Below are 25556 nucleotides of genomic sequence, written 5' to 3'. Positions count from 1 at the left end.
ATGATGGCAAGGTACCAGTCTGAATTTACCCAGTTCTTAAATGAGCTTAAAACCGAGCAACCTGATATTGAGGCAGGACAGCAAGCGGGTCGCGCCCTCCTTTGGGACCAGGTACCACTGACTACAGAAGATCAACGCCGTGCAAAAGTAGCCAAGTTAAAGCAACGCGCTTACGTCTATTCCAATGACTAAATACAGTACTGAGCCAAGCACCCAGCCGATTGGTGATCTACTTGACAGCACTCCATCCGTAACCGACGGAATGTCATCTGCTTTTGCAAAGTTATATGGCGAGCCCTTATTCAAGCTCCCAACTGATTTATATATTCCACCAGACGCACTGGAAATTTTCTTAGAGGCATTTGAAGGTCCGTTAGATCTGCTGCTTTATTTGATTCGCAAACAGAACTTCAACGTGCTCGATATCCCAATGGCTCAGGTGACACAACAGTATCTGAGCTATGTTGATCAAATTCGTCATCATAATTTAGAGCTAGCTGCAGAATATCTCTTGATGGCTGCGATGCTCATCGAGATTAAATCTCGCATGTTATTGCCAATGAAAAAAGCGGATAGCGATGAAGAGGTTGAAGATCCTCGTGCTGAACTCGTACGCCGCCTTTTAGAGTACGAGCGAATGAAGCTTGCAGCACAAGAGCTTGACCAGATTCCGCAACAAGGCCGTGATTTCCAAATCGCACATGGCTATGTCGACACTACAGTAGCTGTTAGCTGGCCAGAAGTAAATTTAGAAGATTTGCAAATGGCTTGGCGAGATGTATTGCACCGTGCAAAGCTCACTCAACATCACACTATTACGCGCGAAGAACTGTCGGTACGTGACTTTATGACGCGTATTTTGCGGCGCCTGCAAAGCACTCGCTTTGTTGAGTTCAGCGAGCTATTTGATGACGCCATTAATTCGGGCAAAGGTATTCCAGTCGTGATTGTCAATTTCATTGCCATGCTCGAACTCTCTCGTGAAGCCTTAGTTGAAATTACTCAGGCAGAGCCCTATGCTCCAATTTATGTTCGCCTAGCCTACACCCCCGTTTAATGAAAATTATTAGCGATATCCAAGAGCTACGCGACCACTTGCGCGGACAAAATCGCGCTGCTTTTGTGCCAACCATGGGCAATCTTCACGAAGGACATCTCTCCCTCATGCGATTAGCTAGGCAGCACGGTGACCCTGTTGTTGCCAGTATTTTTGTCAATCGATTGCAGTTTGCACCGAATGAAGACTTTGATAGCTATCCACGTACGATGCAAGCTGACATCGATAAACTCGAAAAAGAAGGGGTATACATTTTGTTCGCCCCTACAGAGCGTGATTTATATCCTCAGCCTCAAGAATATCGAATTGATCCCCCGCAGCAACTAGGGGACATCCTCGAAGGGGAATTTCGTCCTGGATTTTTTAAGGGTGTATGTACTGTTGTCCTTAAGCTGCTCTCTTGTGTTCAGCCCAAAGTAGCAGTGTTTGGCAAAAAGGATTACCAGCAATTGATGATCATCCGCCAAATGGCCAAGCAATTTGCATTGCCAGTCGACATTATCCCTGGAGAAACTATCCGCTCTGAGGATGGTCTCGCTCTCTCCTCTCGCAATGGCTATCTTTCTGCTGAGGAACGCGCCCAAGCCCCCGAACTGCAGCGCATCCTTAAAGAGGTACGGGAACAGCTACTAGGGTTAACTGAGCGCACCACAGAGTCACTCAGCGCCATTGAAATGAGAGCGGTAGCCGAACTTACTCAACGCGGCTGGCAGCCAGATTACATTGCCATTCGTCAGCAGAGTGATTTAGCGCCTGCTAGCAACTCCCAATTGCAGGTGGGCGAGCCACTAGTGATCTTGACGGCTGCAAAGCTCGGCAATACTCGCTTGATTGATAACTTAGAAGTCTAGGCAATAAGCGCGCTGTCACTACAGTAGAAAAAATTGGCCTACCTGTAGATTTAACTCCTGGGCTAACTGGGCGCCACTCATTTTTCCTGCGCTACCCTTTGCCTTAAGGACCTCAATCTGTCCTCCATGACAGCCCACAAAAAATGAGTCCGCAGAAATCTGAGTGATCTCCCCTGGCTTTCCTTTTACAGCCCCGTAGGTAGCGGAAACATGTTTACGGGCATCAAAAATTTGTACCTTTTGCTCGCCCATTTTTGTCCAGGCTCCAGGCGCTGGGTTGCAAGCACGAATAAGATTGTACGTTTGAGTGATATGGCTTGCCCAATGAATCTGCGCGGCATTTATTTCAAACCAACCCTCGTAATTTGCCAAGGATTCATCCTGGATAATCTCTTGATGCTGATGAGCAGCCACCAGATCTGCAGCCTCCAGCAATGCTTTAACGCCCATAGGGAATAAGGCATCAAAGTAGATATGCCCTAAAGTATCGTCGGGTCCAATAGCAACCTCTTTTTGCAAAATAATTTCGCCCTCATCCAATCCGTCCGATGGTCGAAAAATAGTCAATCCCGTCTTTTCTTCACCCAGAGCAATTGCCCAATTAATAGCGCTGGGTCCACGATATTTAGGGAGTAAGGAGGGGTGATACTGAATAGTGCCATGCTTGGGCAATTTAGCTAACTCTTGAGGAACAAACTGAAGTACATAAGCCATTACACAAATATCAGCCTGGCTATCAATCATCGCTTGAGCCGCTTCAGGCCCCTTCAAGGATGCAAACTGCAGGGGAACTAAACCGCTTGCAATGGCAGCTTCCTTCAATGCTTCTGGCTTAGTAGATTTAGGGTTGTCGGGCGGGCAAAACACAGCGACCACTTCATCACCTCGGTCCAAAAAGGCCTCTAACGCTGCCTTACCAAAATCAGCACTACCAATCAAAGCAACCCGCATATTAAATAACCTTATCGCGACGTAAAGAGATCAGTTCATCTGTTGTAAACCCAAGTTCACTCAAGATTTCATCGGTGTGCTCACCCAACAGTGGTGAACGCTCTACTTCAGTTGGGCTATCTGATAACTTAATTGGATTACCCACAGTCAGATACTTTCCACGAATAGGATGATCCACTTCAACCACCGTTCCCGTCGCCCTGAGTGAAGGTTCTTCAGCAATTTCTTTCATCGACAAAATAGGTCCGCAAGGAATGTCATACTTATTTAAGGTATCCATCACTTCAAATTTTGTTAGGGTAGAAGTCCACTTCTCAATCTCAGCAAAAATCTCCATCAAACGTGGCAACCGTGCCATGGCAGAGGCATAGTTTGGATCAGTGATCCAGTCTTCGCGACCAATTACTTTACAAATAGCCTCCCATACTGGAGCCTGAACTACGACATAAATATAAGAATTAGGATCTGTTTCCCAGCCCTTACATTTCAAAATCCAACCAGGCTGACCGCCACCAGAAGCATTGCCAGCGCGGGGTACAGCATCCCCAAAGGTGCCGTTAGGATACTGTGGATACTCTTGCATAGTACCGTTGCGCTCTAAACGCTGTTGGTCACGCAATTTGACGCGGCACAAATTGAGTACGGCATCTTGCATTGCAGCTAGCACCTTTTGACCTCGGCCAGAATGCGTGCGCTGGTAAAGCGCCGTAACAATTCCTAGAGCCAAATGCAAGCCGGTGCCGCTATCTCCAATTTGAGCACCAGTCACCATTGGGGGGCCATCATCAAAACCAGTTGTTGATGCTGAGCCGCCCGCACACTGTGCAACGTTCTCATACACCTTGCAATCTTCATAAGGGCCAGGACCGAAACCTTTAACAGAGGCCATAATCATCATCGGGTTGAGCTCCTGAATACGCTCCCAAGAAAAACCCATACGATCTAAAGCGCCTGGAGCAAAGTTTTCTACCAGGACATCACACTCCTTAATGAGTCGCTCTAAAATTTCTTTACCACGGGGAGTTTTTGTATTCACCGTAATGGAGCGTTTGTTATGGTTTAACATCGTGAAATACAAACTATCCGCATCGGGGATGTCGCGTAACTGACCACGCGTTGCGTCCCCCTCCCCCGATTTTTCAACCTTGATAACATCAGCACCAAACCAAGCAAGCAACTGAGTGCAGGTTGGGCCGGATTGCACGTGGGTAAAGTCGAGGACTTTAACTCCCTCTAACGCTTTTGCCATGATGAACTTTCTAATAATGTATGAATTTTTAAATTAGGCATATTTTACCAGTGCGCCCTTCAATCTCAATAATTAATGCCTATTTTTTAGGCATATCCTATGCCAATGCCCTGAAAGTACTTTGAGACTCAGGGTGCAGAATTTTCTAGATCGGCTAGACGCTTTTGTAGCGCCCTTTCCTGAGCAAAACGCTCAGTCTCATCTCGGATAACGGCAACTACTCCATAGGCTTCATGCTGCTCATTAAGCAACATCCCGACAGTAAAAGCGATCGATAGAGTGCGACCATCTTTGTGTTTGGCAGGCACCTTCAACAGTGCGGATCCATAACGAGTGGTGCCAGTGTGCATGGAATGCCGATAGCCCTCACTATGTCTTTGGCGTTGACGCTCAGGAACAATTAAATCCAATGTCTTGCCAAGCACTTCTGCTTCTGTGTATCCAAATATTCGTGTGGCGGCCGCATTCCACAGTACGATCTTTTCATGGGCATCAGCCACGATCATGGCATCGCCTATGCAATCCAATAACTTAAGTACATCAATGTTTGTGTTCATTGCACTAGTCTACTCATCTTTACGAAATCGCAGACAAGAAAAAGGCGCTCATGAAGAGCGCCTTTTTGCATAATGCAATTACTAAAGAGTCGTTATTAAACTGCTTTAGCTGCGTGCAGCTTTGAAATGTCGTCTGCGCTATAACCAAGATCAGTCAATACTTCATCAGTATGCTCACCTAATAAAGGAGATGGCTTTACTTCGACTTCCAAGTCAGAGAACTTAATTGGGCTACCAATAGTTAAATACTTACCACGGGCTTTGTGGTCGACTTCAACAATGGAACCACTCTTACGTAAGTCTGGTGATGCAGCCAATTCTTTCATTGAGAGTACTGGTGCACAAGGAATATCGAACTTACGGAGAATATCTACTGCCTCGTACTTGGTCTTGTCTTTGAGCCACTCTTCAATTACTGCAAAGATATCAAAAATCTTATCTTGACGTGCTTCTGCAGTCATATAAGCAGGATCAGTTGCCCACTCTGGACGACCGAGAGCTTCTGTAATTGGCTGCCAAGCATGGCCTTGAATCGTAAAGTAGATATAAGCATTAGGATCCGTTTCCCAACCCTTACACTTTAATACCCAACCTGGCTGACCGCCACCACCCGCATTACCGCCGCGTGGAACTACATCACTAAAGGTACCGTGTGGGTACTGTGGATACTCTTCGAGGTAACCAATTTTGTCTAAGCGCTGTTGATCGCGCAACTTCACGCGGCACAAGTTCAATACAGCATCTTGCATTGAGCAAGATACTTTTTGACCCTTGCCTGTTTTTTGACGCTGCATTAATGCAGTCAAAATACCAATAGCTAAGTGCATACCTGTATTACTGTCGCCCAGAGCAGCAGCAGAAACAGTAGGAGGACCATCCCAGAAACCAGTGGTAGAGGCAGCGCCGCCAGCACACTGAGCCACGTTCTCATACACTTTTAAATCTTCATATGAGTGACCATCACTAAAGCCTTTTACGGAAGCCATGATCATTTTTGGGTTCAATTCTTGAATGCGCGCCCAACTAAAACCCATGCGATCTAAGGCGCCTGGGCCAAAGTTCTCCACCATTACATCGGAAGTCTTGATCATCTTCTCTAAAACTTCTTTACCCTCTTGAGTCTTGGTGTCCAAAGTCAAAGAACGCTTATTACCGTTCAACATCGTGAAATACAACGCATCCACATCTGGAATATCGCGTAACTGACTACGTGTTACGTCACCAGAACCTGGACGCTCTACCTTGATCACATCAGCACCGTACCAAGCCAACAACTGGGTACACGCAGGACCTGCTTGTACGTGTGTGAAATCGATGATGCGAATGCCGTCTAATGGTTTTGTCATTTTTAATTCTCCTTAAGTTGCTACTTATTTATTGCCTAATTTAGCTCAAAAATATTACTGATTCATTACTCTAAAATACTTAATGCTTTGCGGCTGCGGTTGATGGGTTCAGATTAGTTAAACGTCCACTTTCTGTTCCGGCAGTTTCGTCAATCACAGCATTAATCAATGCGGGCTTGCCTTCCGCAATAGCCTTAGTCAGGGCTGTCTCCAGCTCTTCTGGCGTAGTAACGTAGTAACCCACACCACCAAACGCCTCTATCATTTTGTCGTAACGTGCATTCTTAACGAATACAGTTGGTGCGACATCAGCCCCACCAGTTGGGTTGACATCAGTACCACGGTATACACCGTTGTTGTTGAACACAATGGTTGTAATAGGTAGGTTATAGCGGCAAATGGTTTCTAATTCCATACCGCTAAATCCAAAGGCGCTATCGCCCTCAACTGCAATCGTTGGTAAACCACTAGTTACTGCAGCACCGATTGCGTAACCCATACCAATACCCATGATGCCCCAAGTACCCGAGTCAAACCGCTTACGTGGCTTGTACATATCTACAATGGCGCGGCAATAGTCGAGGGTGTTTGCGCCTTCGTTTACCAAATTGAGATCTGGGTTTTTCTTAACAACATCACGAATAGCACGCAATGCGCCATGGAAGTTCATTGGAGAGGCTTCTTTAGCAAGTGTTTCTGCCATCTTCGCCATGTTCTTGTCTTTTTTCTCATTGATGGCATTAATCCATTCAGCACTTGGCTTGGGAACTACTGCAATACCTTTCAAGAGCTCACCAACGCAAGAACCGACATCACCAATCAATGGGGCATCAATTTGCACGTTGCTATCAATTTCATTTGACTGAATATCGATCTGAATAAATTTCTTAGGCTCTTTGCCCCAAGTCTTGCCTTTGCCGTGCGCAAGCAACCAATTTAAACGTGCGCCAACCAGCATCACCGCATCAGCCTCAGCCAACACAAATGAACGGGCTGCAGAAGCCGATTGTGGGTGGTTGTCTGGCAACAAACCTTTAGCCATCGACATTGGCAAGTAAGGAATACCTGATTTTTCGATCAAAGCACGAATATCAGCATCGGCTTGTGCATAAGCTGCGCCTTTGCCCAACAAAATCAATGGACGCTTGGCGCCCTTCAATATATTCAAGGCGCGCTCAACAGCATCAGCTGCTGGGATTTGACGTGGAACTGGATCGATTACTTTAAAGATCGACTTTTTAGCTTCTTCAACCGGCATAGTTTGACTCAGCAATTGCGCTGGCAAATCTAGATACACGCCACCTGGACGACCTGATACCGCTGCACGGATTGCACGTGCAAAGCCAATGCCAATATCTTCAATGTGATTGATGCGATAAGCTGCTTTGCAATACGGCTTAGCAGCATTGAGCTGATCCATTTCTTCGTAGTCGCCTTGTTGCAAGTCCACAATCTCGCGCTCACTTGAGCCACTGATTAAAATCATAGGAAAGCAGTTCACGGTCGCATTGGCAAGTGCTGTTAAACCATTTAAAAAACCAGGAGCCGAAACAGTCATGCAGATACCGGGCTTTTGGGTCATGTAGCCTGCAATTGCTGCAGCATTACCTGCATGTTGTTCGTGGCGAAAGCCAATAAAACGAATGCCTTCAGCCTGAGCCAAGCGGCATAAGTCAGTAATAGGAATACCAACAAGTCCAAAAATAGTATCGAGATCGTTTGCTTTTAAAGCATCAATCACGAGGTGAAAACCGTCGGTTACTGGGGTGTTTTGATTATCTGTTGTCATAAAATATTTAGTTAATTACATCGACTGAACGATCAGTAAGTTCAATACGATTTAGCTTGCGCTAACTGTCTCCAATAAAGTGTTGTTAGGGATGCAACGGTAAGGGCAAACACCCCGATAAGGCTGAGTTGAATCTTAGACTTGGGGGTCTAGTTCATCATTGACTTCGGTCAATTTCCCCCTGAAATCTAGAAACAACTCGCTTTATGGCTACGTAAAGAGCTCTTTATGCTTCGTTTTCATACGGCTTAAAGTCTCTGGGGAGAGATTTAAGTAGGCGGCCAGCTCTTTTTTGGGGAGAAGCTCAAACAATGCCTCATATTTGCGCAAGAAACGCTCCACTCGCCCAGGGGCATCCAGCATATGCAGAGTGATGGTGTGGGCCATGATTTCACTCATTAAGCGCATCACCTCAAACTCAAAACTCTCCTTTAATGGCTGATGCGCATCCAAAAATTCAGCCCACTTCTTCAGGGGCATGCGCGCTACACGAGCCTTAGTAACGCAGGCAATACTGTATGGGGCTGAGGTTTTCAGGCGCCAAGCAGCATAGCTAGTCTCAATGTCTTTCTCAATAGCAAAGCGCAAAATCATCTCTTTAGCGTCAGCGCTTGATACGATCCGCTTCAAAATTCCATCTAAAACGAAATACTGCTCCATTTGATGATCGCCTTGATGGAGCAGGATTTCAGATTTTTTGAGATCTGAAACCTCCAAATGACGCTCCAACTCTGCCAATGTCTCTGAATCCAGGCTTTTGAGCACAGAATTTTGGCTCAGCTGTAGGCGAATCAGGTTTTTTTCGGGGTGCTTGTCTAACGCTGTCATAAATCATTACTCCTAGCCCTATATTGTAGGCTGATTAAGTAATAAAACATCCTCATTTCTAAAACTAAGCTATAGTCAGCGAGTCGTGGTGCTTTATTGCAATGCAATAAAGTTAAACGGGAAACACTAAACGTGTGCTGCCCCCGCAACGGTAAGTAAATACTTTCTAACTTTTAGCTAGATAGTCAGGAGTCTGATTTAGCCACTGTGCGCGTCAATTGCATGGGAAGGCCAGCCTCTGAAATTTACAAGCCCGGATACCGGCCAAGACAGGTGGAATTTTGCGGACGGGGATCCTTCGCGCGCCAGTAAGACTCCCCTCTATCGTGCGATGGAGATGTCTAATTGACGCTCGAACTCTAAAAGTGAAATTCTGTTCGACCCAGCTCGCGGGGAAGTGAGCTTGGTAATTCGAAGGCAGAAGGTTCATCATGAAACAGCAGTTCAGCAGCAGCTCGCGTGCCCTGGTATGCGGCGCATTATTTTCGATAAGTACGGTAGTGTTTGCTCAAAATACCAGCACGGTATCCGTCACAAATTCGTTAGCCCCCTCAAATCCAGTAATCGTTACAGCAACTAGAACTCCAAAATCAGGAAATGACGTTCTAGCAGACTACACGTATATCAGCAGAGAAGAAATTGAAAATTCTGGCCAGTCCAGTCTTCCGGATTTACTGCAGCAACAACGAGGCATACAAATTTCAAGCACTGGTGGGGCGGGAAATATTTCAAGCGTCTACGTCAGAGGAACAAGTAACGGACAGAGTTTAGTTTTAATTGATGGGGTGAAGGTAGATTCCGCAACGGGAGGAGCAGTATGGAACGCAATACCTCTATCGTTAATTGACCATATTGAAATAATTTATGGGCCTCAAAGCACCTTTTACGGCTCTGATGCAATGGGTGGGGTTATTCAAATATTCACAAAAAAAGGTGGCGGACCAACACAATTTGAAGCATCTGCTGGGTATGGAACATACAACACAAGCATAACAAATGCATCACTCTCTGGATCTGCTGGAAAAGATAAAGACTTAAATTATTCAATCGGAGTAAGTCAAGAAAATTCTGCTGGATTTAATACTGTTGCCAGCAACAATAAATACAGCCCAACAACAAGTAGTTACCCATTCCCAACGACGCCCACGGGATACACACGATTGGGCATTACAGGATCGCTCTCAACGTCATGGAGTGCAGGTCAAGAACTGGGTTTAAAAGTATTTTCTAGTAAAAATAATTATCAATACCCTAATACAGTGTTCGACGCTACTGTTGGCCCTTATGGTGAATCTCATCCCGAGACTACTATGGGTGTTAACCAACTGGCAATATTTTCTGCATATTCAAAAAATCAAATAATGGAAAATTGGAGTAGCTTCTTTCAAATTTCAAGCACATCAAACTCCTCGCAGTATCTGAGTTCACAATTTAGTGATAAGTTAAGTACTCCTTCATATGACTTTTTATGGCAGAACGACTTTAAAATCGGCCAAGATAAACTGCAATTACTTCTAGAAAATAATATTCAATATGCCAAATTGAATAACTCGGGTTATTTAACTGGTGGCTGCTCAAATGATTGCACAGTGAATCAATCAAGAACTACAAATTCAATTGCAGGTTCTTATGAACTAAAGCGGGGTAATAATCTTGCAACTTTAGCAGTGAGGAATGATCAAATTTCTCAATATGGTTCACAAGTTACATATAGCGCAGCATATGGATATTTTTTTACAAAAGAGTTAAGAGTAAATGCAAACTATGGAACTGGATTTAGGGCGCCTTCGTTTAATGACCTCTACTACCCTGGTTACGGAAATCTGAATCTAAAACCGGAAACAAGTCGTAATTTTGAAACGGGCATTCATTACGAAACAAGAAGCTACGGCATCCATTTAACTGCGTATCAAAATAGAATTGAAAATTTTATCTTACCAATTGGCGCCTCTGACACAGCTACCTACTATTCTTATTATCAACCTACTAATTTCAGTTTGGTGCAAATTAGAGGCGCATCACTTGGTATGGATGCACGTATAAATGACTTAACACTTAAGGCATCTGCAGACGCAATGAGCACTGTTGACCAAACTACTGGTTTAGATGTTCCATATCGTGCAAATTGGGTTGGTAACCTACTTGCAGACTACAAAATTGGTAAATTAAATTTTGGAACAAACGTGACCATCAATGGTCCAAGATGGGGGGGCGTAAACGATACCCAAACAGCAATTACAAATGCTATGCCAAGTTATGCACTTGTTGGACTATATGGAAGTTATCAAATTGAGAAAAATCTTTCTACGTTCATACGTTGGAATAACGTTTTTAACTCTCAATATCAGACAAACTATGGCTTTAACAACGCCGGATCAAATATCTTTGCTGGTATTCGCTACGCTATCAAATAAGTAAGGGGGGCTTGCAGGGTTTCCAGTCAAGGCTACAATGCCTATATGGAAGAGCAAATCCCCTTCACCGCCCCCCATCAGGTTGATACTGATGTTGCAACGTCTATTGAGCGCGTAGCAAATAAGGTAAAACTGATTACTCAAGCAGTAAAGGCTTTGCATCAAGAGCGCGCGCAGCTGGAAGCTAAAATTGAGGATGCTCAGAAGCGCATTCAGCATATCCTAAGCCGGTTACCAGATCAAAGTGATACGCGTCAAATGAATTTACTTGGTGACGCCCTAACACCTACCACCCCAGAGGATGACAATGAGCCAACAACGCATTGAAGTAAGCCTCGCAGGGCAAAAAATTACACTCGCTACCAGTACGGAGCATGAGCCTTTGTTGCGCGCTGCCTGTACGTTGGTAGACGAACAAATTCAGCTGGCAATCAACGGTGGTAACCGCAGCATAGAGCGTGCCAGTATGATGGCCGCAATCAAAATAGCTGGAGACCTCATTGCCTTGCAACGTAGTCCCCAACCCCTACCCGCTCAAAGCACCTCATCGCATACCAATCCAGAAGAGATGGTGCGTCTTCAAAATGAAATTCATTCCCTAGAAGATCAAGTAGATGCTTTGATGCAAACCCTTTCCCTGCCTGGTTCGCCAAGGCCAATAGTTCCTTGAACCGATGCGCAAGCATCAGGAACGGTTTTTACCTTGTGGGCGTGAGCGTTTTGAACTTACACAGTGGCAACCTTGCGTTGTTCACTCCCTGGATTTCTTAATGCACCCAAAACAGAGTAGCCGCTCCACCTTGAACCTTAGGGTTCGGGATGACGGCCTAGCGGCCAAGGCGGGGAATTCATCATGTCAATAAGCGACATTGCAATGCTAATGCTGTGTGGCAGTATTTCTGGCTTTCTTGCTGGGCTGCTTGGTATTGGCGGCGGCATGATATTGGTGCCATTCATGATTTTGGTTTTTAATCACCTCGGATTCAGCCAAAACATCATCGTACATATGGCTATTGCTACAGGTATGGCAACCATTCTATTCACCACTACTTCGGCCATATGGGCGCATCACAAACATCAATCAATAAACTGGAAGTTAGTTGCCTCATTAAGTCCGGGCTTAGTTATTGGTAGCCTAGTGGGTGGTAGCGAAATTTTTGAGGCAATCAATACCTCTTGGTTATCCCTTTGCTTTGCCCTATTTATTGTGTACACCTCGGTTCAAATGATCATCAATAAAAAACCTACGGCTGGCCGTGAGTTGCCGGGAAGGTTGGGGCTTTTTTCCTTTGGGGCTTTTACAGGCGTGATTGCAAGTCTTGTTGGTGCGGGTGGCGCATTTATAACTGTGCCATTTATGCTGTGGTGTAACGTTAAACCCCACACTGCAATGGCCAGCTCCTCAGGACTTGGGTTCCCAATTGCAGCGGCAGCCACTATTGGGTATATGTACGGTAGTTGGGGTAACCCAAACCTACCCGAAGGATCGCTCGGATTTGTCTATTTACCCGCAGTCATCTGCATTGTGGCAGTGAGTATTTTTACCGCCCCATTAGGTGCAAAAATGGCCCGAAAACTCAATGTTGCTCAGCTTAAACGCATTTTTGGAGTGATGTTATTTTTGCTTGCGGCCTTCATGTTTAACGAAAGCCGCAAGGCATTTGGGTTCTGAGTAGTGCCGACTACTAGCTAGTGTATTGCTCGCGCAGAATGTTCTTTTGAACTTTACCCATAGCGTTGCGAGGCAAGTCAGAAACTACTTCTAAGCGCTTAGGGATCTTAAAGTTAGCAATCTGCGTTTTCAGGGTAGCAATCATCGCCTGAGGATCTAACTTAGCACCCTTCTTTGGAACGACCACCGCCATCACTGCCTCACCAAAATCAGGATGCGGAATGCCAATTACTGCGCTCTCATCAACACCATCCATATCGTCAATAAAGCTCTCAATTTCTTTTGGGTAGACGTTATAGCCACCAGAAATAATCAGATCTTTACTGCGCCCAACAATACATAAATAATCCTTGGGTGCAGTACCACCATTAGCAGCGCCACCCCAGCGACCGACATCACCCGTCTTAAACCAGCCATCCTTAGTAAATTCTTCAGCTGTCTTTTCAGGCATGCGCCAGTAACCCTTAAATATATTCGGACCCTTTACCTGAATACTGCCAATTTCATTTGGACCACAAGGCTTGTTATTTTCATTCACCACCCGAACCTTCACTCCTGGTAAAGGCAAGCCAACTGAACCGCCTATACGACTTCCCTTATAAGGATTAGAGACCAACATCACAGTCTCACTCATGCCGTAACGCTCAAGTATGGGCTGGCCAATTACTTCTTTAAAGGTATTAAAAGTTTCTGTCAGTAGCGGCGCAGATCCAGAAACAAATAACCGCATATTGCTTGTAACCTGCTTAGTAAACCCTTTATCCGCTAACAAGCGCACATAAAAGGTAGGCACACCCATCATGACAGTAGAATTTGGCATGTGATGAATGAGTTGCGCTGTGTCTAAACGTGGCAACCAAATCATTTTGCTACCGTTGATTAATGCGCCATGAGCAGCAACAAACAAACCGTGCACATGGAAAATAGGGAGCGCATGCAATAAAACATCGCCCTTTTTCCAGCCCCAGAATTTTTGCAAAACCTGTGCATTACTGCCTAGATTCCGATGGGTCAGCATCGCGCCTTTACTGCGGCCAGTGGTACCGGAGGTATACAAGATGGCAGCTAAATCATCATCCTTAACGGGTACTGTTTTGAACTGGTCACTTTGATTAGTACAACGCTCTAACAAGGTTCCCGTACGATCCTCATCCAACGTAAAGACCCGCATAGTACCCGCTTTAAAAGCGACTTTAGAAACCCAGGAGAAATTCTTACTACTGCAAACCATCACGGCAGGCTCAGCATTTTCGATAAAGTATTGAATCTCTGCGGCTTGATATGCCGTATTCAGAGGCAAATAAACATAGCCCGCTTTAACAGTAGCCAGATAAAGAAACAGTGCCTCAGGGGACTTTTCAACTTGCGCTGCAATACGTGAACCAGCTGGCAGTTTGAGGCTCTTTAAAAAATTCGCCATCTTGGCAGTAGCACGCTCTAGATCGCTCCAGGAGTAATACAGTCCATCATGCGTTTCTAGTGCACATGCTTGCTTGTCTTTTGGAAAACCTTTTTCCAAGAGAGAATATAAATTCATAAGAGCCTCAAAACCAGTCAGTTAAATCAAATCATTAATCAAGCTTAGCGCCAGAGGCCTTAGCAACGGAAGCCCAACGCTTAATATCCGCAGAAACAAATTTACCAAATGCTTCCCCTGTTAAATTCGGAGTGTCAGAGCCATTATTAGTCCAGATAGTCTTCAGTTCAGGGGTATTGATTGCTTTCTGAATCTCAGCAATCATTTTGTCGACGATAGGTTGTGGTGTACCTTTAGGTGCAAATATACCGTACCAAGTAGAAACCTCATACCCAACCAACCCAGCTTCCGCTGCAGTTGGCACGTTTGGAAAACCAGGTGCGCGCTTTTGTGAGGCTACAGCCAAAGCAACAATGGCACCGTTTTTAATTTGTGGAGCAGAAGAGCCCAGGCCATCAAACTCAACATCCACTTGACCAGCAATCAGGTCTTGCATTGCGGGGCCTGCACCACGGTAAGGAATATGGGTAATGAATGTCTTGGTTAGCATTTTAAATTGCTCGCCAGCCAAGTGGTGTGATGACCCATTACCGGCACTCGCATAATTAAACTTACCAGGATTCTTTTTCAGCAGCTCGATAAATTCTTTTAAGTTTTTAGCCTGTACATTTTTGGGATTCACCACAATGACTTGGGGTGGGTTTGCAATCATTGCAACCGGAATAAAACTCTTCTCAATGTCGTAGTCAAGATTGGGATACATAGATGGTGCAATTGCATGATGCGCTGCGCCAACAAAAAAACTGTAGCCATCAGGGGCCGCCTTGGCTGCAATGGAAGCGCCTAAGGTACCACCTGCACCGCCACGGTTATCAATAATGATTTGCTTGCCTAACTGCTTGGTAAGCTGATTGGCTAATGGTCGAGCAAAAGCGTCGGTACCGCCACCAGCTGGAAATGGGACAACAAAAGTAATTGGCTTATTGGGCCACTCTTGAGCCATGACGGTCAATGGGATTGCGCAGATTAAAAATAAAGCCTTTTTTAATTTACCAAATGAAAATATGGAAAGCTTACTGACTTGATTAAACATGTCTATCTCCTATCTTTTTATCAACTAAGTTGTTGATTTTCTTTAAACAAAAAACTTCTGTACCCCACATTCTAATCGGGACTTATCCTAAATAGGAATAGCATCGCTAAGGGTTAACACAAACAAAAACACTTATTTCATTAGAGGCCTCTAAGGAGCCATAAGACGCCCTACCGCCCTTGAAAACACGATTTCACCATCAGCGAAACGCTCGTGATTATCCTCGACACTACCTAAGTCATAAAGATAGTTCACCATGAGCCCGGCAGATTGACGCAGGCCCTTACGCGACAGATCTCCTGCCCAGTTAATGAGGTGCAATTTAGCGCCATTGCCCAAGTGGAATTTGGCAACCGGATTGCCATTTCGCCCGGTCGACGCAAGCCCTAAATAAATGCTTGCCAAACACATTAGCGCCTCTTTCTCTTTTTCAGTAGCCAAATCAGGATGCCAGCCGGCAGACAGGCGCTCACTCCAGGACTTGCTTTCTAACTGAAGCACAGCTAAAGCGGCATCACGTGCTGTCTTGAGATTTGGCTTCAAACGCTCAGCAGGAACACCATCGCCTAGATTTGCACCTGCAGCAATCCAATCAATAAACCCAGGGATTGGGGAAAGCGTGACAAAGGTTTTGATTGCCGGAAATTCGGCATGCAACTGCTCTGCCACCCGTTTGATTAAAAAGTTACCCATCGACACGCCACGTAAGCCAGGCTCACAGTTACTAATAGAATAAAAAACGGCCACTTTATATTGAGAAACTTGGTCTACCGTTTCCGCTCTTTTATCCACCAAAGGTGTGATCACCGTAGGAATATCCGGTAGTAGTGCCACCTCCACAAAGATAAGAGGTTCACTCGGTAATTGGGGATGAAAGAACGCAAAGCAACGACGGTCGGGCTGTAGGCGACGGCGTAAGTCATCCCAGCCATCAATGGCATGCACTGCCTCATGCTTAATTAGTTTCTCCAGCACATCAGCTGGTGACTTCCAGTCCACCCGATGCATCTTCAGAAAGCCTGGGTTAAACCAAGACGAGAGCAAATGTCGTATATCAAAATCTACTGCGGCTAACTCCGGTCTCTTATCGAGCAGCTGCAATAAGTCGCGTCGCATCTGCACTACTGAAGCAGTACCGTGACTAGCTCGGTTTAAGCGACGAAAAAATTCCTGTCGTGGTGATTCAGAAACCTTTTGTAATTGGATATAGTTGCGTGCGCTCGAGTCCGCAGAAAAATTTTGAGCAGCCTTTAAAACTGCATCTGCCTGAGGATTGAGCTTCTCAAATAAAAACGCAAAAAAGGATCCGTGTTGATCTTTTGTTAATTTTCGATAGTTATTCACAACATCATCAGCCATGCTCAGCGCATTTGATTCTCCGCGCTCAGATATTAGGCGCTTGATTGCATTGTTTGCTTTCGATAGATTGCGGGCTTTGGTTAACTTTTCCAGCATGTCATTCTCTCAATTGAGGGTGAATTAAAGCGATACAAGTGCAAATAGAGGATTCTCTGTGGGAATTCACTGATTTCATGGATTTTAACTACAAAAGATCTAAAAATCTCACTATTTAACTTCTGATAAGCGCTTTTTTCGTACTATTGCCCGCAATCAGGTAAACACCCAGAACAATCATTGGGAGAGAAAGCCATTGACCCATCGAGAGACCGAAGCCCAAGAGACCTAAAAAAGCATCGGGCTCTCTCGCAAATTCAGCCAAGAATCGGCAGACACCATAACCCAGTAGGAAAAAACCCGACACCTGCCCCACTCTGCGCGGTTTACTTGAATACATCCAAAGCAAGACACCCAGACAAAGACCCTCCCCAAAGAGTTGATAGAGCTGCGAAGGATGGCGTGCAACTGAATCCACCATGGGAAACACCATAGCCCAAGGTAAATCTGTTGGCCGACCCCATAGCTCGCCGTTGATGAAGTTTCCAAGGCGGCCAAATGCTAATCCAAATGGGACCAGTGGAGCTACGAGATCGCTAACAAAAAAGAAGGGGACCTTTCGGCGGCGAGCAAACCAAAGTAATGCTGCCAACACACCTAATAGGCCACCATGAAAAGACATGCCGCCTTCCCATATTTTAAGAATGCTGAGTGGGTTTTCAAAATAGTAGCCAGGCATATAAAACAAGGTGTAACCCAAACGCCCTCCAAGGACTACCCCGAGTACGCCTGCAAATAAAAGATCCTCTAAGTCTTTGTAGGTCCAGCCTAGCACTTGATATTGAGAGGCGCGAATACGCAATCGCCCTAATAATAAGAATTGCATAAAAGCCAAGAGATACATCAGACCATACCAATGAATAGCAAATGAGCCAATACGCAATGCGGCGGGATCAAACTGGGGATGTATCAACATAGAAAGGCCTAGCTAGAGACTATCAAACCTTGGATTGGTCGAAATTATGCAATTCATGGCCCAAGTCACGATAGGCTTTATAGCGCTCGCGCCCAGCCAAACGCTCTGCGTCATGAACAGTGACGACTTCCACAATTCTAGGAAAGCGCGTAGCTAATGCAGCCACGTCTTTTGGCATACGCATGCCGAGATGAATCAAGACATCCGCATGGGGCACATTTGCTAAAGCAGGTGAAGAAAAATCGTGCGTCAGCACAATAGGTGTTTCAGCAGCAGCATCATCTTCAATAAAACAATGTGGCAAAAATTCACTGGCCCCGAATGTCCAGAGCAGTTCATCCAACTGCATCAGATCGGCCTTCTCGCCCACCAACACGATATTTCTAACGGGCTGCCCAGTAGGGGTGGCACTCCAAATCTTACGAGTTAAGCGGCAAGCATATTCCAGCTTGTTGCTCACATTGCTATGAAAGTCTATGCGTGCCATCAGTATTTACTGGCCGAGTAAATAATTGACTAGCAGCGGAACTGGGCGACCGGTAGCCCCTTTTGCGGCGCCACTTTTCCATGCAGTACCCGCAATGTCTAAATGCGCCCACTTGTATTTCTCGGTAAAACGAGAAAGGAAGCATGCTGCAGTCACGCTTCCCGCAGGACGACCGCCGATGTTTGCTACATCTGCAAAATTCGATTTCAGTTGCTCATGATAAGCAGCATCCAAAGGAAGGCGCCACACGGTGTCTAAAGAGGCACACCCAGCCTTAGTAAGCGCACTCACTAAACCCTCATCATCTGAAAATACGCCACTATGTACATGCCCCAACGCAATAATGCACGCGCCCGTTAAGGTTGCCACGTCGATGACGGCTTTAGGCTTAAAGCGCTCGACATACGTGAGTGCATCACACAAAATTAAACGACCCTCTGCATCCGTATTGAGAATCTCAATTGTTTGACCCGACATACTTTTCACAATATCGCCCGGACGCGTAGCTTGACCAGAGGGCATATTTTCACAAGTTGGAATAACGCCGATGACATTCTTTTTTAACTTCAATAATGCAGCGGTGTACATCGTACCAATCACAGATGCAGCCCCACACATGTCGTACTTCATCTCATCCATGGCTTCGCCAGGCTTCAAAGAGATGCCACCCGTATCAAAGGTAATGCCCTTGCCCACCAATACGATCGGGGCTTCACCCACTTTACCGCCCTGATGACGCATCACAATAAATTGTGGCGGCATATCAGAACCCTGGGCAACCGATAAAAAAGAACCCATTCCTAGCGCTTCGATTTGCTTGCGGCCTAGAACCTCTACTTTTAGTCCCGTTTTCTTGCTTAAGCCTTGTGCAGTCTTACCTAGATAGGTAGGAGTGCAAATATTAGGCGGTAAGTTTCCTAAATCTTTAGCTAAGTGCATCCCCTCAACGATCGCAGCGCCCTCTAACACGGCCGCTCTCATCTCTTTGGCGCAGGCATCATTACCGGCAAAGGTCAAATAATTAAAGGTATCAGCCTTATCTTTAGCTTTAAATTTCAAGGCCGGCTGTCGGACCCCAAAACGATATGCTTGGTCCCCCGCATATTGAATCGTCAAACGCACTTCCTCGGCAATAAAATCCACACGGTGCCCCATCGCAAAGCTAGGAACAAACCACAAAGCATTTTGAATAGAGCCGCCGCTGAGCTGCTTGAGTGCTGCGCGGGCAATCTTTGAATAGGCATTAAGATTGCGCTCAGGTGCTTTGGCTGTATCTCCAAGGCAAATCAAGAGAATGCGTTTTGCCTTAGTGCCGCTTAAAGCCCATGATTTATCTGCACGCAAGTTACAGACGGAGGCTGATTGGCCATCCAAATCTCCCACAAGATTGGCATGGGTCACTGACCCCCCTAACAACAGGTCTAACTCAGAAAGAAGACCCGATTTAGCCTTAGGCGCACCAAAAGCCTCCAGGTCCAGTTTTGAGTACGCCAAAACCAAACAATCCGTGGACTGGGCCAATAGGGTTGATAGCCCAGCCTTCAGTTGTTTAGGGTGACTGATGTCGGCTTTGGAGAAAATCTTGCTACTAAATTGAATAGTCATGGTCTCAGGCAGTATTTTTAAGTCAATTCAAAGAGGAAAATTTGTATTTATCCATTATCCTCCGACATGAGGTTTCACTTCCTGACTGAGCCAATAAACACCCAAATTACTACAGCCACCACCCACACTCCAATATGATTTTTCACCAGTCCCTTCGCCGCGAGCTCAGTTTTACCACTGGTGGCGTCTTTTTGGTCTTGGTCACCATCATGATTACGACGTTAGTAATCCGAATTCTAGGTTTTGCTGCTAACGGTGCGGTAAACCCAGAGGATGCGCTTGTGCTGATTGCCCTAGCTACCCTGGGGTATATGGCGGTACTACTCACTGTCTCCCTATTTGTCGCCGTTTTGATTGTGCTGGTACGCTGGTATAAAGATTCAGAAATGATTGTGTGGTTTGCAAGCGGACTAAGTGTTGCCAACCTCATCCGACCTATTCTTCAGTTTGCAGCCCCTCTAATCATCATCATCGCCTTACTCGCATTATTTGTTTGGCCTTGGGCTAACCGTGAATCCACTCTAATTAGCCAGCGCTTTCAGCAACGTAGTGATGTGTCCATGGTTGCTGCGGGGCAATTTAGAGAATCAGCTAAGGCAGGACGGGTGTTTTTTATCGAAGCGTTGGATATTGATAAAAGTGAGGTAAAAAACATTTTTGCAGCCGAAACAAAAAATGGACGGCTGAGCATTGCGGTTGCCTCTACCGGCTTTATACAGAATGTGGGTAATGGTGATAAGTCGATCGTACTCAATCATGGTAGGCGCTATGAGGGCATGCCAACTCAACCTGACTTTAGAATTTTAGAGTTTTCAGAGTACACCACTAATATTTATAACAAAGAGGTCTTAGACCCGCCACCTCGGGATAGAGAGAAAATGATTTCTGAATTAATTGGCGATCAGAATCCCAGTGTTATTAATGCAAATAGAGCGGAACTGTTGTGGCGCATTGGGCTACCCTTAATGGCGCTTGGCTTGGTGTTAATTGCCATTCCACTAGCCTATGTCAACCCCAGACTTGGAAGCTATACAGCGATGTTCTATGCGGTATTGATTTATCTCATCTATAGTAATTTATTGAACTTAACGCAAAATTTTGTAGCCCAAGGGAAAGTGAATGCATCGGTGGGTGTATGGCCAATTCATGTGCTCGCTTTTTGCATCGCTTATTTACTGATTCGAAATCGAATCAACCCTTCATTGAAATGGTGGCGCCGTCAACTGCCCGCCTTTTTGACTAGCAAATGAAATATCTTTTCCCTTACATCTATGAGCGTTATTTAGCTAAGCAAATCTACGCTACATTTGGATTTATTTTATTTGCTTTGGTTGCGCTATTTTTATTCTTTGACATCCTGAGTGAGCTTGGCTCTGTAAAAGGTCAATACACCCTCCCCCTAGCACTGTTACACGTACTACTGAAGGCGCCTAGCCGGATATCTGAAATTATTCCGATTGCTGGCTTAATTGGCAGCATTTATGTTTTCGCGATGCTCGCTAGCCAATCCGAATTCACGATTTTACGCATTGCGGGCCTAGACATCAAAAGGGGCTTAACAACACTAGCTAAAATTTCATTACCGTTAATCGTATTGACTTTGATCATGAGTGAATGGCTTGGCCCTTACACCGAAAATTTATCCGATCAAATTCGCATGAAGGCTCTAGGCTCAACCTATAGCTCACAATTTAAAACGGGGATCTGGGTAAAAGATCGCCTGCGAGACGAAGATGGAAGCGGTCCCATCAGACCTGGAGTGCGCTATGTGAATGTCGGAAAAATAGCACAAGATAATGAAATCAAAGATATTCGAATATATGAATTTGATGACGCCTATCGACTACTCTCCATTCGAAGCGCCGCGTCGGGCCGCTTTGATCAAAGTGGCACTTGGGTTCTGGATGACGTTACCGAAACCCGCTTCAAAGAAACCAAGCAATCAGATCCACTTAATCCCGTATATTCAGCACAAACGATTACTCACCCTATCGTGAGCTTGAGCTCCGAAGTAACGCCCCAAATTTTAAGTGTGTTGCTGGTGAGTCCCGAAAAAATGTCGATTTTTAGCCTAGGGCGTTTTATTTCTCACTTAACAGAGAATAAACAGGATACCCAACGCCATTCCATTGCCTTTTGGAAAAAAGTGATTTATCCCTTCACTATTTTTGTAATGCTGACCTTAGCCCTTCCATTCGCCTATTTAAAAGCCCGGGCAGGCGGCGTTGGTCTCAAGGTGTTTGGCGGCATCATGCTTGGCATGAGTTTTCAGTTATTTAATTCCCTCTTTTCAAATGTGGGGCTACTGGGCTCCTGGCCAACCTTACTCACCGCCCTTATTCCTCCTTTGGCCTACTTTATTCTGGCCTTAATAGGCTTGCGCTGGGTCTCCAAAACTTAAGACGTGAAAATCATATAGAATTCACTTTATATACCAATAAATATATAAAGGATGGAATTTAGATGAACTTGCATCAATTTCGCTTTGTGCGCGAAGCTGTAAGGCAGAACTTCAATCTCACCAGCGCTGCCAAAGCACTCTTCACCTCACAACCAGGGGTTTCTAAGGCCATTATTGAACTTGAAGATGAACTGGGCGTGGAAATCTTCAGGCGCCATGGCAAGCGCGTCCGCTCCCTTACTGAGCCTGGAAAACGCATTCTTTTGTCTATTGAACGCATTCTGGATGAGGTAGAGACCTTAAAGCGGGTAGGGAAAGATTTTGCGAGCCAAGACCAGGGGAGCTTTGTTATTGCGACCACGCATACGCAAGCCCGCTATGCGCTCCCCAAAGTACTTACCGAATTCACGAAACGCTTTCCAAAAGTGCGTGTCAGCATTCAACAAGGAAACCCAGGGCAGATTGCAGAGCTACTGATTCATGACCGTGCAGATATCGCCATTGCTACTGAAGGCATCGCCAATACGCCAGGCGTGCTCGCCTTACCTGGTTACCAGTGGCATCACGTCGTCATGGTGCCACTCAGTCACCCCCTCCTTAACCAAGCAACCATCACCCTTGAGGAAATTGCAAAGTATCCCCTGATCACCTATGACAAGGCCTTTGCAGGTCGAAGTAAGATCGACGCCGCATTTGCACAACGCAATTTAAGCCCTGACATTATTTTGGAAGCCATTGATGCAGATGTGATTAAGACCTATGTTGAAACTGGCATGGGTGTAGGTATTGTTGCTGGATTAGCCTATGATGCCGACCGAGATCGTAATCTACGGGTCATTCCTGTGGGACATCTTTTTGGAAACAATGTGACCCATCTAGGCGTCAAGCAAGGCGCTTATCTGCGCTCGTTTGTGTATACCTTTATTGAGCTTTTTTCACCGACACTCACCAAAAAGATCGTCGAGCAAGCTATGACCAACGAGTCAGAAACCTATGAAATTTAGGAATTGGGGTGCTTGGAGCCCATAATCAGTCTACCAAGACTGGTGCCCCGGGGCGGACTTGAACCGCCACGCCTTGCGGCACCGGATTTTGAGTCCGGCACGTCTACCAATTCCATCACCGGGGCAGGTGTTTGCAGAGGAAAAACTGCACTGAAACGAACATCGAGGAAAGAGTGTAACAAAAAAAGTATGCGCAGAGCCGTTATTCACCTGAGAAGCACTTAAAATACGGTCTTCAAGCCAAATTACTCAGAAGGATTTACCCGTATGGCCGGCCATTCGAAATGGGCCAATATTCAGCACCGCAAAGGACGTCAAGACGAAAAGCGCGGGAAGATTTGGACCAAACTCATCAAAGAAATTACTGTTGCAGCTAAATTAGGTGGTGGCGATATTGGCACTAATCCCCGCTTGCGCCTAGCCATTGATAAGGCTAAAGATGCCAACATGCCCAATGACAATGTACAACGTGCTATTTCACGTGGCACAGGTTCGTTAGAGGGAGTGAACTACGAAGAGATTCGTTATGAAGGTTATGGCATTAATGGAGCTGCCATTATTGTTGACTGCCTGACAGATAACCGCACCCGCACAGTTGCTGAAGTTCGTCATGCATTTAATAAAAATGGTGGCAATATGGGCGCTGAAGGTTCGGTTGCTTTTATGTTCAAGCATTGTGGGCAAATGCTTTTTGCACCTGGCTCGAATGAAGATCAAATACTAGAAATTGCACTAGATGCTGGCGCAGATGATGTACTTACACATGATGATGGCTCGGTTGAAGTATTGACGCCGGTACCGGATTTTTCCAAGATTCAGGATGTCCTCATGAATGCAGGCTTAAAGCCAGAATTGGCGACGGTAGCCATGCGTCCTGAAAATGAAATTGCCCTAGAGGGTGATCAAGCCGACAGTATGCAGAAACTACTAGATGCTCTTGAAAACTTAGACGATGTACAAGAAGTATTTACGAATGCCTCTTTCTAGTCATTACCTATTGCGACCAAATTGAAGCTATTTACAATCTTTTTTAATTAACTCTTTATGAAAATTCTTTTAATTGGATCTGGCGGGCGTGAACATGCGCTTGCCTGGAAGTTAGCTCAGTCATCACAAGTGCAAAAGGTATTTGTTGCGCCTGGTAACGGCGGTACAGCTACAGCGAAACAAACAACAGCAGGGATCGAAAATCTGCCGATCTCTGATTTGCAAGATCTCGTAGACTTTGCTAAACGTGAAAATATTCACCTCACTGTTGTGGGTCCTGAAGCCCCACTGGCTGCCGGTATCGTAGATTTATTTCGCGCTAATGGTTTGCGTATTTTTGGACCCACTCAACTAGCCGCACAACTAGAGTCCTCTAAAGATTTTTCTAAAGCCTTTATGAAGCGCCATGGCATTCCTACTGCGGAATATCAAACCTTTTCTAACGCCTTAGAAGCGCATGCCTATATTGAAGCCAAAGGAGCGCCTATCGTTATTAAGGCCGATGGGTTAGCCGCAGGCAAAGGAGTAGTAGTAGCGATGCACTCAGAGGAAGCGCATGCAGCGGTCGATATGATGCTAGCTGACAATAAATTAGGTAATGCTGGCGCACGGGTTGTTATAGAAGAATTCCTTACTGGTGAGGAGGCTAGCTTTATTGTTTTAGTCGATGGTAAAAATATTCTAGCCTTAGCAACTAGCCAAGATCACAAGCGCTTACTCGATGCAGATCAGGGTCCTAATACAGGCGGCATGGGGGCTTACTCTCCTGCCCCAGTTGTCACTCCAGAAATTCATGCGCGTGCATTGCGTGAAGTCATCATGCCAACCGTAAAAGGGATGCAAGCTGACGGTATTCCCTACACAGGATTTTTATATGCAGGGCTCATGATTGCACTCGATGGAAAAATCAAGACTCTAGAGTTTAATTGCCGTATGGGCGATCCAGAGACGCAACCTATCATGGCTCGCTTGCGTAGTGATTTAGTTAATGCACTGGATCACGCTGTGGATGGAACACTCAATGAGGTAGAGCTAGAGTGGGATCGTCGAACTGCCTTGGGGGTTGTCCTTGCAGCCCACAACTATCCAGAAACACCGCGTAATGGTGATGTCATTACGGGCATTACGCAAGATACCGAAGATCAATTAACCTTTCACGCGGGTACTAAGCTGCAAGATGGTCAGCTAGTGACCTCTGGTGGACGAGTTATGTGTGTCGTTGGCTTATCCGATACTGTTCGCGGCGCACAACAAAAAGCTTACGAGGCGATTGCTAAGATTCATTTTGATGGGATGCAATACCGTAACGATATTGGCTATCGTGCGGTTAAATAAATTCTGATTAGTTGCTTACCTAGTTACATCGCCCCTATTCACCTCCTATAAAAAAGTATTCGCCCTTGTCATCAAGCACTCA

The 25556-nt window shown here is 45.6% G+C and carries 23 protein-coding genes, 1 tRNA gene, 1 other RNA gene, 1 pseudogene and 1 riboswitch; of the genes and pseudogenes, 13 read left to right on the top strand and 13 right to left on the bottom strand.

Annotated features, from left to right (window positions below; translation table 11 throughout):
• Positions 1-3 precede the first annotated feature (3 nt).
• Genes B0G85_RS08400 through panC form a run of 3 tightly spaced genes read left to right on the top strand, consistent with a single transcriptional unit; the run spans position 4 to position 1908 of the window.
• Positions 4-192 (top strand): DUF3460 family protein, encoded by a 189-nt coding sequence (locus B0G85_RS08400; protein ID WP_100380081.1) that lies wholly within the window; start codon positions 4-6, stop codon positions 190-192.
• The gene (locus B0G85_RS08395; protein ID WP_100380016.1) at positions 185-1057 is read left to right on the top strand and encodes a segregation and condensation protein A; all 873 of its coding nucleotides are present in this window, start codon (positions 185-187) and stop codon (positions 1055-1057) included. Before B0G85_RS08400 ends, B0G85_RS08395 begins: the two co-directional genes overlap by 8 nt.
• Positions 1057-1908: a pantoate--beta-alanine ligase gene (gene panC / locus B0G85_RS08390; RefSeq protein WP_100380015.1), complete on the top strand. Its 852-nt coding sequence runs from the start codon at positions 1057-1059 to the stop codon at positions 1906-1908. Before B0G85_RS08395 ends, panC begins: the two co-directional genes overlap by 1 nt.
• Before the next feature lie 18 nt (positions 1909-1926).
• Here panC and B0G85_RS08385 read toward each other — a convergent pair whose 3' ends face one another.
• The 6 genes from B0G85_RS08385 to B0G85_RS08360 form a co-directional block, all read right to left on the bottom strand.
• Entirely contained in the window at positions 1927-2859 is a 933-nt protein-coding gene (locus B0G85_RS08385; protein ID WP_100380014.1) for a methionyl-tRNA formyltransferase, read from the bottom strand.
• 1 nt (position 2860) lies between these two features.
• A complete protein-coding gene (gene frc / locus B0G85_RS08380; protein WP_100380013.1) occupies positions 2861-4108 on the bottom strand; it encodes a formyl-CoA transferase in 1248 nt (415 codons plus the stop codon).
• A gap of 128 nt (positions 4109-4236) precedes the next feature.
• Positions 4237-4665: a PAS domain-containing protein gene (locus B0G85_RS08375; RefSeq protein WP_100380012.1), complete on the bottom strand. Its 429-nt coding sequence runs from the start codon at positions 4663-4665 to the stop codon at positions 4237-4239.
• Between the two features lie 95 nt (positions 4666-4760).
• Positions 4761-6011 (bottom strand): formyl-CoA transferase, encoded by a 1251-nt coding sequence (gene frc, locus B0G85_RS08370; RefSeq protein ID WP_100380011.1) that lies wholly within the window; start codon positions 6009-6011, stop codon positions 4761-4763.
• Between the two features lie 79 nt (positions 6012-6090).
• Positions 6091-7800: an oxalyl-CoA decarboxylase gene (gene oxc, locus B0G85_RS08365; RefSeq protein ID WP_100380010.1), complete on the bottom strand. Its 1710-nt coding sequence runs from the start codon at positions 7798-7800 to the stop codon at positions 6091-6093.
• A 210-nt stretch (positions 7801-8010) separates the two neighbouring features.
• Positions 8011-8628 carry a Crp/Fnr family transcriptional regulator gene (locus B0G85_RS08360; RefSeq protein ID WP_100380009.1) on the bottom strand — a complete coding sequence of 206 codons (618 nt, stop codon included), beginning with the start codon at positions 8626-8628 and terminating at the stop codon, positions 8011-8013.
• Positions 8629-8697: 69 nt separating this feature from the next.
• Positions 8698-8911: riboswitch (cobalamin riboswitch) on the top strand.
• A 148-nt stretch (positions 8912-9059) separates the two neighbouring features.
• On the opposite strand from B0G85_RS08360, the gene B0G85_RS08355 reads away from it, so the two are divergent.
• The 5 genes and pseudogenes from B0G85_RS08355 (at position 9060) to B0G85_RS08335 (ending at position 12714) form a co-directional block, all read left to right on the top strand.
• Complete coding sequence (locus B0G85_RS08355) at positions 9060-11042, top strand: TonB-dependent receptor domain-containing protein (RefSeq protein ID WP_100380008.1); 1983 nt, start codon at positions 9060-9062, stop codon at positions 11040-11042.
• A gap of 45 nt (positions 11043-11087) precedes the next feature.
• A complete protein-coding gene (locus tag B0G85_RS08350; protein WP_100380007.1) occupies positions 11088-11369 on the top strand; it encodes a hypothetical protein in 282 nt (93 codons plus the stop codon).
• A pseudogene (locus tag B0G85_RS10455) lies at positions 11344-11589 on the top strand (cell division protein ZapA); the annotation flags it as partial. The gene B0G85_RS08350 and the pseudogene B0G85_RS10455, both read left to right, overlap by 26 nt.
• Before the next feature lie 84 nt (positions 11590-11673).
• A non-coding RNA gene (ssrS, locus tag B0G85_RS08340) (6S RNA) lies at positions 11674-11892 on the top strand.
• Positions 11893-11895: 3 nt separating this feature from the next.
• Positions 11896-12714, top strand: coding sequence for a sulfite exporter TauE/SafE family protein (locus tag B0G85_RS08335; protein WP_100380080.1), 819 nt, complete (start codon positions 11896-11898; stop codon positions 12712-12714).
• Between the two features lie 13 nt (positions 12715-12727).
• On the opposite strand, the gene B0G85_RS08330 is transcribed toward B0G85_RS08335, so the two are convergent.
• The 6 genes from B0G85_RS08330 to B0G85_RS08305 all read right to left on the bottom strand — a co-directional run bounded on the left by B0G85_RS08330 (position 12728) and on the right by B0G85_RS08305 (position 19741).
• Positions 12728-14251: a malonate--CoA ligase gene (locus B0G85_RS08330; RefSeq protein WP_100380006.1), complete on the bottom strand. Its 1524-nt coding sequence runs from the start codon at positions 14249-14251 to the stop codon at positions 12728-12730.
• A 34-nt stretch (positions 14252-14285) separates the two neighbouring features.
• Positions 14286-15194, bottom strand: coding sequence for a Bug family tripartite tricarboxylate transporter substrate binding protein (locus B0G85_RS08325; RefSeq protein WP_232726006.1), 909 nt, complete (start codon positions 15192-15194; stop codon positions 14286-14288).
• A gap of 240 nt (positions 15195-15434) precedes the next feature.
• Entirely contained in the window at positions 15435-16739 is a 1305-nt protein-coding gene (locus B0G85_RS08320) for a malonyl-CoA decarboxylase (RefSeq protein WP_100380004.1), read from the bottom strand.
• Positions 16740-16854: 115 nt separating this feature from the next.
• Entirely contained in the window at positions 16855-17655 is an 801-nt protein-coding gene (lgt, locus tag B0G85_RS08315) for a prolipoprotein diacylglyceryl transferase (RefSeq protein WP_100380003.1), read from the bottom strand.
• A 22-nt stretch (positions 17656-17677) separates the two neighbouring features.
• Positions 17678-18142: a DNA polymerase III subunit chi gene (locus B0G85_RS08310; protein WP_100380002.1), complete on the bottom strand. Its 465-nt coding sequence runs from the start codon at positions 18140-18142 to the stop codon at positions 17678-17680.
• A 6-nt stretch (positions 18143-18148) separates the two neighbouring features.
• The gene (locus tag B0G85_RS08305) at positions 18149-19741 is read right to left on the bottom strand and encodes a leucyl aminopeptidase (RefSeq protein WP_415836316.1); all 1593 of its coding nucleotides are present in this window, start codon (positions 19739-19741) and stop codon (positions 18149-18151) included.
• 140 nt (positions 19742-19881) lie between these two features.
• Between B0G85_RS08305 and lptF the strand changes: the two genes are divergently transcribed.
• From lptF to B0G85_RS08290, 3 genes are all read left to right on the top strand, one after another.
• On the top strand, positions 19882-20997 hold the full coding sequence (lptF, locus tag B0G85_RS08300; protein WP_100380000.1) for an LPS export ABC transporter permease LptF: 1116 nt from the start codon (positions 19882-19884) through the stop codon (positions 20995-20997).
• Entirely contained in the window at positions 20994-22148 is a 1155-nt protein-coding gene (lptG, locus tag B0G85_RS08295; RefSeq protein WP_100379999.1) for an LPS export ABC transporter permease LptG, read from the top strand. Before lptF ends, lptG begins: the two co-directional genes overlap by 4 nt.
• A gap of 62 nt (positions 22149-22210) precedes the next feature.
• Positions 22211-23152 (top strand): CysB family HTH-type transcriptional regulator, encoded by a 942-nt coding sequence (locus B0G85_RS08290; RefSeq protein ID WP_100379998.1) that lies wholly within the window; start codon positions 22211-22213, stop codon positions 23150-23152.
• 40 nt (positions 23153-23192) lie between these two features.
• On the opposite strand, the gene B0G85_RS08285 is transcribed toward B0G85_RS08290, so the two are convergent.
• A tRNA-Leu gene (locus B0G85_RS08285) sits at positions 23193-23277 on the bottom strand.
• Positions 23278-23419: 142 nt separating this feature from the next.
• Here B0G85_RS08285 and B0G85_RS08280 point away from each other — a divergent pair.
• Together B0G85_RS08280 and purD are read left to right on the top strand one after the other, a co-directional pair.
• Positions 23420-24139 (top strand): YebC/PmpR family DNA-binding transcriptional regulator, encoded by a 720-nt coding sequence (locus B0G85_RS08280; RefSeq protein ID WP_100379997.1) that lies wholly within the window; start codon positions 23420-23422, stop codon positions 24137-24139.
• A 57-nt stretch (positions 24140-24196) separates the two neighbouring features.
• A complete protein-coding gene (purD, locus tag B0G85_RS08275) occupies positions 24197-25474 on the top strand; it encodes a phosphoribosylamine--glycine ligase (protein WP_100379996.1) in 1278 nt (425 codons plus the stop codon).
• Positions 25475-25556 lie beyond the last annotated feature (82 nt).

The organism is Polynucleobacter brandtiae (genome assembly GCF_002797575.1).
In the GTDB taxonomy this organism is placed as follows: Bacteria; Pseudomonadota; Gammaproteobacteria; order Burkholderiales; family Burkholderiaceae; genus Polynucleobacter; species Polynucleobacter brandtiae.
The sequence above is the reverse complement of the archived record's forward strand: the minus strand, read 5'-3'. Positions and strand labels throughout refer to the sequence as shown.

Excerpts from the sequence above, each read along its gene's own strand:
- B0G85_RS08400 (WP_100380081.1), top strand. The coding sequence starts at position 4 with ATGGCAAGGTACCAGTCTGAATTTACCCAGTTCTTAAATGAGCTTAAA.
- B0G85_RS08395 (WP_100380016.1), top strand. The coding sequence starts at position 185 with ATGACTAAATACAGTACTGAGCCAAGCACCCAGCCGATTGGTGATCTA.
- panC (WP_100380015.1), top strand. The coding sequence starts at position 1,057 with ATGAAAATTATTAGCGATATCCAAGAGCTACGCGACCACTTGCGCGGA.
- B0G85_RS08385 (WP_100380014.1), bottom strand. The coding sequence starts at position 2,859 with ATGCGGGTTGCTTTGATTGGTAGTGCTGATTTTGGTAAGGCAGCGTTA.
- frc (WP_100380013.1), bottom strand. The coding sequence starts at position 4,108 with ATGGCAAAAGCGTTAGAGGGAGTTAAAGTCCTCGACTTTACCCACGTG.
- B0G85_RS08375 (WP_100380012.1), bottom strand. The coding sequence starts at position 4,665 with ATGAACACAAACATTGATGTACTTAAGTTATTGGATTGCATAGGCGAT.
- frc (WP_100380011.1), bottom strand. The coding sequence starts at position 6,011 with ATGACAAAACCATTAGACGGCATTCGCATCATCGATTTCACACACGTA.
- oxc (WP_100380010.1), bottom strand. The coding sequence starts at position 7,800 with ATGACAACAGATAATCAAAACACCCCAGTAACCGACGGTTTTCACCTC.
- B0G85_RS08360 (WP_100380009.1), bottom strand. The coding sequence starts at position 8,628 with ATGACAGCGTTAGACAAGCACCCCGAAAAAAACCTGATTCGCCTACAG.
- B0G85_RS08355 (WP_100380008.1), top strand. The coding sequence starts at position 9,060 with ATGAAACAGCAGTTCAGCAGCAGCTCGCGTGCCCTGGTATGCGGCGCA.
- B0G85_RS08350 (WP_100380007.1), top strand. The coding sequence starts at position 11,088 with ATGGAAGAGCAAATCCCCTTCACCGCCCCCCATCAGGTTGATACTGAT.
- B0G85_RS08335 (WP_100380080.1), top strand. The coding sequence starts at position 11,896 with ATGTCAATAAGCGACATTGCAATGCTAATGCTGTGTGGCAGTATTTCT.
- B0G85_RS08330 (WP_100380006.1), bottom strand. The coding sequence starts at position 14,251 with ATGAATTTATATTCTCTCTTGGAAAAAGGTTTTCCAAAAGACAAGCAA.
- B0G85_RS08325 (WP_232726006.1), bottom strand. The coding sequence starts at position 15,194 with ATGGCTCAAGAGTGGCCCAATAAGCCAATTACTTTTGTTGTCCCATTT.
- B0G85_RS08320 (WP_100380004.1), bottom strand. The coding sequence starts at position 16,739 with ATGCTGGAAAAGTTAACCAAAGCCCGCAATCTATCGAAAGCAAACAAT.
- lgt (WP_100380003.1), bottom strand. The coding sequence starts at position 17,655 with ATGTTGATACATCCCCAGTTTGATCCCGCCGCATTGCGTATTGGCTCA.
- B0G85_RS08310 (WP_100380002.1), bottom strand. The coding sequence starts at position 18,142 with ATGGCACGCATAGACTTTCATAGCAATGTGAGCAACAAGCTGGAATAT.
- lptF (WP_100380000.1), top strand. The coding sequence starts at position 19,882 with ATGATTTTTCACCAGTCCCTTCGCCGCGAGCTCAGTTTTACCACTGGT.
- lptG (WP_100379999.1), top strand. The coding sequence starts at position 20,994 with ATGAAATATCTTTTCCCTTACATCTATGAGCGTTATTTAGCTAAGCAA.
- B0G85_RS08290 (WP_100379998.1), top strand. The coding sequence starts at position 22,211 with ATGAACTTGCATCAATTTCGCTTTGTGCGCGAAGCTGTAAGGCAGAAC.
- B0G85_RS08280 (WP_100379997.1), top strand. The coding sequence starts at position 23,420 with ATGGCCGGCCATTCGAAATGGGCCAATATTCAGCACCGCAAAGGACGT.
- purD (WP_100379996.1), top strand. The coding sequence starts at position 24,197 with ATGAAAATTCTTTTAATTGGATCTGGCGGGCGTGAACATGCGCTTGCC.